General features: G+C 63.8%; 7 protein-coding genes. 5 read left to right on the forward strand and 2 right to left on the reverse strand.

All coding sequences use genetic code 11. From position 1 onward, the window contains the following. Nucleotides 1–84 precede the first annotated feature (84 nt). The gene (locus tag ACQKI2_RS17900) at nt 85–1,539 is read left to right on the forward strand and encodes an NAD-dependent succinate-semialdehyde dehydrogenase (RefSeq protein ID WP_427380988.1); all 1,455 of its coding nucleotides are present in this window, start codon (nt 85–87) and stop codon (nt 1,537–1,539) included. A 12-nt stretch (nt 1,540–1,551) separates the two neighbouring features. On the opposite strand, the gene ACQKI2_RS17905 is transcribed toward ACQKI2_RS17900, so the two are convergent. Continuing rightward, complete coding sequence (locus tag ACQKI2_RS17905) at nt 1,552–2,307, reverse strand: AraC family transcriptional regulator (RefSeq protein ID WP_427380982.1); 756 nt, start codon at nt 2,305–2,307, stop codon at nt 1,552–1,554. A 207-nt stretch (nt 2,308–2,514) separates the two neighbouring features. Then, the gene (locus ACQKI2_RS17910; protein ID WP_427380983.1) at nt 2,515–3,126 is read right to left on the reverse strand and encodes a hypothetical protein; all 612 of its coding nucleotides are present in this window, start codon (nt 3,124–3,126) and stop codon (nt 2,515–2,517) included. Between the two features lie 257 nt (nt 3,127–3,383). Here ACQKI2_RS17910 and ACQKI2_RS17915 point away from each other — a divergent pair, with 257 nt between their 5' ends. From ACQKI2_RS17915 to pruA, 4 genes are all read left to right on the forward strand, one after another. Then, nucleotides 3,384–4,580, forward strand: coding sequence for a PepSY-associated TM helix domain-containing protein (locus ACQKI2_RS17915; RefSeq protein ID WP_427380984.1), 1,197 nt, complete (start codon nt 3,384–3,386; stop codon nt 4,578–4,580). 56 nt (nt 4,581–4,636) lie between these two features. Continuing rightward, complete coding sequence (locus ACQKI2_RS17920) at nt 4,637–5,596, forward strand: alpha/beta hydrolase (RefSeq protein WP_427380985.1); 960 nt, start codon at nt 4,637–4,639, stop codon at nt 5,594–5,596. Continuing rightward, the gene (locus ACQKI2_RS17925; protein ID WP_427380986.1) at nt 5,593–6,177 is read left to right on the forward strand and encodes an FMN-binding negative transcriptional regulator; all 585 of its coding nucleotides are present in this window, start codon (nt 5,593–5,595) and stop codon (nt 6,175–6,177) included. The genes ACQKI2_RS17920 and ACQKI2_RS17925 overlap by 4 nt, the downstream gene beginning before the upstream one ends. A gap of 104 nt (nt 6,178–6,281) precedes the next feature. Then, nucleotides 6,282–7,892 (forward strand): L-glutamate gamma-semialdehyde dehydrogenase, encoded by a 1,611-nt coding sequence (gene pruA / locus ACQKI2_RS17930; RefSeq protein ID WP_427380987.1) that lies wholly within the window; start codon nt 6,282–6,284, stop codon nt 7,890–7,892. The last annotated feature ends 137 nt before the right edge of the window (nt 7,893–8,029 follow it).

Raw genomic sequence — 8,029 nt, forward strand, 5'->3', positions numbered from 1 at the left:
TGGCACAGGTCGTCCTGCATTGCCGGGGGAACTATAAGGGCGCGCAACTGTTGGATAAGTCCCGCCGGAGATGCGCCCATGCCCCTGAAACTCAAGGATTCCTCCCTCCTCAAAACGGAGGCTTACCTCGCCGGAAAGTGGACCGCCGCCAAATCCGGCCAGACATTCAATGTCACCAACCCCGCCACCGGCGAAATCCTGGCAACCGTCCCCAAAATGGGCGCTGGCGAAACCCGCCAGGCCATTGATGCGGCCGCCGATGCCTTCCCCGAATGGTCGGGCCTGCTGGCCGAAAAACGCGCGCGCATCCTGCGCCAATGGTTTGATCTTCTTATGGAAAATCAGGCAGACCTCGCCGCCATCATGACCGCCGAACAGGGCAAACCCCTCTTCGAAGCCAAAGGCGAAGTCGCCTATGCTGCCTCCTTCATCGAATGGTTTGCCGAAGAATCCCGCCGCACCTATGGCGACATCATCCCCACCCATAATCCCGGCGCCCGCATCCTCGTCACCCACGAACCTGTCGGCGTCACAGCCGCTATCACGCCGTGGAACTTTCCCGCCGCGATGATCGCCCGCAAGGCTGGCGCTGCCCTTTCCGTCGGCTGCCCCATGGTTGTGAAACCCGCCTCCGCCACCCCGCTCACGGCCCTCGCCATGGCCGAACTGGCCAGCCGCGCCGGCATTCCCGCGGGCGTGCTCTCAGTCGTCACCGGCTCTGCCGGAGAGATCGGTGGCGAACTGACCAGCAATCCGAAAGTCCGCAAGCTCAGCTTCACCGGCTCCACGGAAACCGGCAAAAAACTGATGCAGCAGAGCGCCACCACCCTCAAACGCCTCAGCCTGGAGCTCGGCGGCAACGCCCCTTTCCTGGTGTTTGATGACGCGGATCTGGACGCCGCCGTGAAAGGCGCCATCGCCTCGAAATTCCGCAATTCCGGCCAGACCTGCGTGTGCGCAAACCGCTTCCTGGTGCACGATGGCATCTATGATGCCTTTGCCGAAAAGCTCACCGAAGCGGTCCAAAAACTCAATGTCGGCAACGGGATGGATGAAGGCATCGACCAGGGTCCCCTGATCAATGAGGATGCTGTGGAAACCGTCAAAACCCATATTGAAGACGCCCTCCTCAAGGGCGCCCGTATCGAACTCGGCGGCAAGCCCCACAAGCTGGGCGGCACCTTCTTCGAACCCACGGTCCTCACTGATGTGCCGCCCACCGCCCGCATTGCGCGCGAGGAAACCTTCGGCCCCGTCGCCGCCCTCTTCCGCTTCGGGGATGAGGCAGAGGCCATCGCCATGGCCAATGATACAGAGTTCGGCCTCGCCGCCTACGCCTATACCAAAGACCTCGCCCGGGCCTTCCGCGTCTCCGCCGCGCTCGATTATGGCATCGTCGGCATGAATGAAGGGCTGATCTCCACCGCCATCGCCCCTTTTGGCGGGCGCAAGGAAAGCGGCTTTGGCCGCGAAGGCTCAAAGTATGGTGTCAGCGATTATCTCGACATCAAATACACGCTGATGGGGGGCCTCGGCTAAAACCCCGAGCCCTCAGAACGAATACCGGCTCGGCGAGACACCAAACGCCCGCTGGAACATCGCGCAGAAGGCGCTCGCACTGTCATAGCCCACATCCATCGCCACGCTGGTGACGCTCGATCCGGTGGACAGCAGAGACAGCGCCTCCAGCAGCCGCACCTGCTGGCGCCACAGGGCAACCCCCATCCCCGTCTCGCGCTTGAAGGCGCGGGTAAAGCTGCGCCGGCTCATCCCGGCAATGTCGGCCCATTGGTCAATGTCGCGCTGGTCGGAGGGGTTCTCGATGATCTCGCGGCATACGCGCACCAGCCGCGGATCGGTCGGCATAGGGGCGGCATAGGGCACCTTGGGCGAGGCCAGCAGCTCGCTGATAAGCAGGCTGACAATCTGCCCCTCCCGGCCCTGCAGATCATAGTCATGGTCAAACTGCGTCACTTCCAGGATCAATGCCCGCAGCAGCTGGCCAACCTCGACGATATGACAGTCCGGATCGTCCCGCTCATATCTCGGATCGATGTAGAGCGTCCGCAGCGACACCGGCCCCCGGCAGGAAACCTCATGCTGCACCTGGCTGGGAATCCACACCGCCCGCTGTGGCGGGATCACGAAACTCGTCTTGTCCGTCACCACCGACATGACGCCCGAGCAGGCATAGAGCAGTTGGATACGCTCGTGCGAATGCGCCGTATCGACAAAGCCGGAAGGATATTCATCCGTCAGCGCCACCACCGGGCGGCGGCTGAGATCGAGTTGATGGGTGCTTTTCATCCTGTCCTCTCGGGACTGCCGTAACACCCGCAAATGATGCCACCATCCGCTGATGTGACAAGATGATGACTGACTTCGTGGCCCAAAAAAGAAAAAATATGACCTAATGAAACCTGTCGGGCCAAAAAAGGCGGCAGCGCTGCTTAAAGCATGACCGGAGCGCCTTCGCCCGCCGGCAGCCACGCCACCGGCGGGCAAGGCGCGCCCTCAGCGGATAAAAGCCAGGCTGATACCTGCGGCGATCCCGGAATTGCGGAAGGATGTCACTTCGCCATTCTCGAAACGGTGGGCGAAGGACGCCTCATCGGCCGTATCGGCGCGCGCGAAGAAGCCGAACTCCACGAATTCCGAAACCGGCCGCGCCGCCGCCAGTTCAATCCCCGCATAAGAGCGGTGGGCCGAATCGTCCCCCGGCTGAACAAATCCCGCTCGGCCGATTGCCGACAGCGTCCAGTCACCCAGCGCCCATTCCGGCCCGGCGGCAAACTCCAGCCCCCAGTCCTTCAGGTCCGCATCGTAAAAACCGATCAGCGTCGGCGCGAAGGGCGCCTCCAATGTGACTGCGCCCACCATTTCCAGGCTCGGGTCTGCCTCTTCCCCCGGATAGGTCAGCCAGTTGATGGAAACATCGGCGCTGTAGCCATGCCGGCTCCAGGCAACGCCTAGGGTAAAATCGGCCTCATCCTCAAACGCCGCCTGCTGATCGCCCACGGGCAGCAGGCGGTAAAAAGCTCCGTAGACGGTTGCTTCCTGAACATCGACCTCGATACCGGCGCCGAATTCGAGCGTTTCGCCTCGACATAGGCCTGAAGTTCCCATTGCGTGCCAAGGCCGGGAATGTCGCCATGCGCGCCCAGCCCCACACCGCCGCCAGCCTAGTGTCATCGATACCATTGCGCCAAAATCCTGTATTTCGGCTTCGGGTCTGGAGTTGTCCCTAATTGGCCAATCTGAGCGAGGCGGCCTGCCCGTGGCCCTGCGGACCCGATTGAGGTATTTTTCGACCCGGCGCATTATGGCTGTTTCCAGCCACCCCTCCTATCGTCCCGGTTGAAGAAGTACAGAAGGGTGGGCTCATGGCCGATGCGGCAACCAAGAATACATGGCTGGTGCTCCACCGCTGGTTTGGCATCATCACGGCCCTGTTCCTGTTCATTGCCGCCCTCACCGGCAGTATCCTTACCGCCCGCTCCACCCTGGACCGGTGGGCGAACAGCGATCTGTTCACCTATGAGGGCCGCGCCGCAGACCGTCTGCCGCCCATCGAGGCCGTCGCCTTCTATGAAGCGGCCAACCCGGCCATCCAGGTCACCGGTTTTCCTCTGAGTGCAGATGAAACGGAAAACATCGTCATCACGGTGGCGCCCAAACCTGGCGAAGCCGCGCTTGATTATGACGAGGTTTTTCTCAATCCCGCCACCGGCGAAGCTGCCGGTATGCGCAGCACCGATCCGGGCCTGAACAATCGCCAGCTCATCCCGCTGATCTTGGAGCTGCATTATAATCTTCTGGCGGGCGATGCCGGCCGCATCTTCATGGGTTTCGTCGCGCTCGGCTGGCTCATCAGTTCCGGCGTCGGCCTCTACCTCACTTTCCCGCGCAAAGGCCCCTTCTTCAGGAACTGGTGGCCAAGCTGGGTCTACAGCCCGAAACGCTCCTTCGCCCGCCAGATGCTGGACATTCACCGCGCCAGCGCCCTGTGGCTCTTCCCCTTCCTCTTCATCCTGGCGTTCACCTCCGTCACGCTGAACTTCTTCAACGAGTTCTGGGACCCCTTCGCCACCACGGTAGCGCCGCTGGAAAAGTCCCTCTTCCATCTCGATGCGCCGTATCCGGGCGGCACAACACCCGCCATATCCTATGCCGACGCGCTCGCCCTGTCGCAGGCGCAGGCCGCCGCCGAAGGCATCGCCTGGAAGCCGGCCACCATGCTCTATTACCAGAACTGGAACCTCTACGGCACCACCTTCAGCGACACCGGTGACCTCAACTACAAATATCTCGGCCCCATCTACTACTATTTCGATGCCGCCACCGGCGATTGGATCCATGAGGTAAATCCCTATACGGACAGTGCAGGCCTGGTGATGATCCGCGCCGTCTATCCGCTCCATTCCGGCGAAATCGGCGGCAGCCTTGCGGTATTCTTCGTCTTCATCCTGGGCCTCGCCACGGCAGAGCAATGCGTCACCGGCATCTGGCTGTGGCTGAAGAAGCGCGGCCCCCGCATCGCCGCCAAACGCAAAGCCAACGCTGCCGCCGCCAGCGCCTGATCCGCGCAGCCCGGCCTGTCCGCCCCAACGCCCACCTAGCACAGAAGAGTATCCCCATGAGCGTTTCGCCCCTGTCCCGCACGGATGATGTTGATCCGGACGTGCGCCGCTTCATCCAGCGCACCGGGGCAGACTTTGCCGCGCTCGCCGCCGTGGCCCCGCCCACAACGATCGCCCGCCGCCGTGAAATCTGCGAGCAGGTACGCGCCCCCTGGGCCCGGGGCGGCCCGGATATGGCCGAAACCCGCATGGTTCAGATCGCCCCTAACGGCGTGCGCGCCCGCATGCACATCCCGCAATCGGGCGCCGGCAAGGGCACGCTGATCTATCTGCATGGCGGCGGCTGGACCGTTTTCAGCATCGACACACATGACCGGCTGATGCGCGAATATGCAGACCGCACCGGCTGCGCCGTTATCGGGCTAGACTATGCTCTGTCTCCGGAACACCGTTTCCCGCGCGCGCTGGAAGATGTGGAAGCCTGCCTGACCTGGCTGCGTGCCGGCGGAGCCGGGTTCGGGCTGTCCACCGGCCGCATCGCACTTGGCGGAGACTCCGCCGGGGGCAACCTCTCCCTCGCCACCGCCCTGCGCCTGCGCGACCGGGGAGAGCCCCTGCCCGACGCCCTGCTCCTCAACTATGCCGCCCTCGATACCGATCCGCGCCCCTCCTACAAACGCTATGATGGGGACCATTACATGCTCACCACAGACGAAATGCGGGATTTCTGGATCAGCTATCTCGGCAAGCCGTCCACGGATGATCCCCATGCCCGCCCGCTTCTGGCAGACCTGGCCGGTCTTCCGCCCGTGCATCTCTGCATCGCTGAATGCGACATCCTCACCGACCAGAACACAGAACTCGCCGCCCGTCTCGAAGCGGCGGGTGTCGAAGTCTCCGCCATGGTCTATAAAGGCGCCACCCACAGCTTCCTCGAAGCGGTCAGCATCTCCGCCTGCGCCGGCCGCGCCCTTCAGGATGCATCGGATTGGCTGGCCGGAATCCTCAACGCATGAGCGTGCAATTTTCATCCGTTCCGCAGGCGGACATCCTCCGCTTTGCAGCGGAAAATCCGCTCGCCTGGGTCGTGCCCGCCACTGCCCCGGCCGACGCCATCCTGATGCCGCTCCTGATGGAGACAGACGCGGCAGGCACGCCCCTATCCCTCCTGGGCCACCTGCCGCGCTCTGCTCCCCTGGTTCCCCTCCTCCGGGAAAATCCTGCCGCCACCTGCCTCTTCCTTGGCCCCCATGCCTATGTCCCGCCTGGGTGGATCTCCAAGCCCGGCTGGGCGCCCACCTGGAATTTCGTCTCTCTCAAGGTCTCCGGCGCGATCACGCTGGACGATGCCCTCACCGAGCCTGCGATCCATGCCCTTGTCGCGCATATGGAAACCCGCAATGGCTCGGGCTGGACCGCCGCCGGAATCGGCCCCCGCATTGACAGCCTGCTGCAGGGTATCATCGGATTCCGTATGCAGATCGACTCGCTCCAGCCCCGCTTCAAAACCGGCCAGGACGAGTCCGAAACCTCCCGCGCCGAAATCCACGCCGCCCTGGAAGGCCACCCGCTCCAGGCCTGGATGAAGATGCCCTGACGCCGCCGGCCAATCTGGCCCGATCGCGCAACGAAACGTCCCTCCCCGGAGGGCCCTCCGCCTGCCCCGCTGCTAGTTTCGGTAAAAAAGCCGAGGCAGCCATCATGACCCTTCCCCAGAACCAGCCCGTCCGCAGCTTCGCCCCCGGCACGCCCGAGCGCGCGGGCCTCATGGCCGAGATCGACCTGCAGCGCGCCAATCCGCGCCGCGTCCTCCCCGTCATCAACGGCCGCAAGATAGACACCGGCACCGGCACAGAGATGCGCGAGCCCCATGCCCATGCCCGCAGCCTCGGCAGCTATGCTTCGGCGGGCGCGCCCGAGGCAGAGGCCGCCATCAGGGCTGCCATGGATGCCCGGCACGATTGGGCGCGCATGCCCGCCGCCTCACGCCGGAACATCTTCCTGCGCGCGGCGGAATTGCTTGCCGGTCCCTTCAATGCCCGCCTCCTTGCCGCCACCATGCTGCAGCAGAGCAAGACCGCCTATCAGGCCGAGATCGATGCCTCCTGCGAGCTGATCGATTTTCTCCGCTTTAACGTTGCCTTCTCACAGCAGATAGAGGCGATGCAGCCGCTCTCCTCTGCCGCAGAGATGAACCGGCTGGACCATCGCCCGCTCGATGGCTTCGTTTTTGCCGCCTCCCCGTTCAACTTCACCGCCATCGCCGGCAACCTCTCCCTCGCCCCGGCGCTGATGGGCAACACGGTCGTCTGGAAACCGTCCGAACGCGCCGTATATTCGGCGGCCTTCCTGATGGACCTGTTCGAGGCGGCCGGCCTCCCGCCCGGTGTCATCAACATGCTCCCGGCGGAAAACCCCGCGCCCATCGGCGAGGCCGTGCTTGCCAGCCCGCATCTCGCCGGCGTGCATTTCACCGGCTCCACCGCCGCCTTCGACCGTATCTGGCGCGCCACTGGCGCGAACATCTCCAACTACCGTTCCTATCCCCGCCTTGTGGGGGAAACCGGCGGCAAGGATTTCGTCTTCGCCCATGCCTCTGCCAATGTCGATGCGCTCGTCACCGCCCTGGTGCGCGGCGCGTTCGATTATCAGGGTCAGAAATGCTCCGCCGCCAGCCGCGCCTATATCCCGCTCAGCCTCTGGAAACCGGTCACCGAACGCCTCGCCGATACCGTCAGCAGCCTGACCATGGGCGACGTTTCAGATTTCCGAAATTTCATGGGCGCCGTGATCGACCAGCGCGCCTATCAGCAGATCTCCGGCTTCCTCGACTATGCCGCTACCGCGCCCGGCCACCGCAAGCTTGCCGGCGACGCCCCGTCAGACAATCAAGGCTGGTTCATCCCGCCCACGGTCATCGCCTGCGATGATCCGAGGTCCCGCCTGATGACGGATGAAATCTTCGGCCCCGTCCTCGGCCTCTATGACTATCCCGATGGCAAGCTCGCCGAAACCCTCGCCCTGGTGGACCAGTCCACCCCCTACGCTCTTACCGGCGCCATCTTCGCGCAGGATCAGGCCGTCATCGACCAGCTCTCCCTCGCCCTGCGCGACGCGGCCGGGAATTTCTACATCAATGACAAACCCACCGGCGCCGTCGTCGGCCGCCAACCCTTCGGCGGCGGCCGCCGCAGCGGCACCAACGACAAGGCGGGCAGCCCCTTCAACCTCCTGCGCTGGTCCTCCCCCCGCACCATCAAGGAAACCTTCGTCGCCCCCGTCTCCCACCTCTACCCGCACATGGCCGGCTGAAGCTGTCCGGATTTGCCCTTGGAGCCCCGTTGGAGTTTTTTTGGAGCTTTCCAGAAAAAACTCCAACGCCTCTTACCCCTCTCCCTCCGGGAGAGGAGGGGCCCGCGCCCGGAGGGCGTGGGAGGTGAGGGCCCTCC

The organism is Hyphomonas sp. NPDC076881, assembly GCF_050269995.1.
GTDB lineage: Bacteria > Pseudomonadota > Alphaproteobacteria > Caulobacterales > Hyphomonadaceae > Hyphomonas.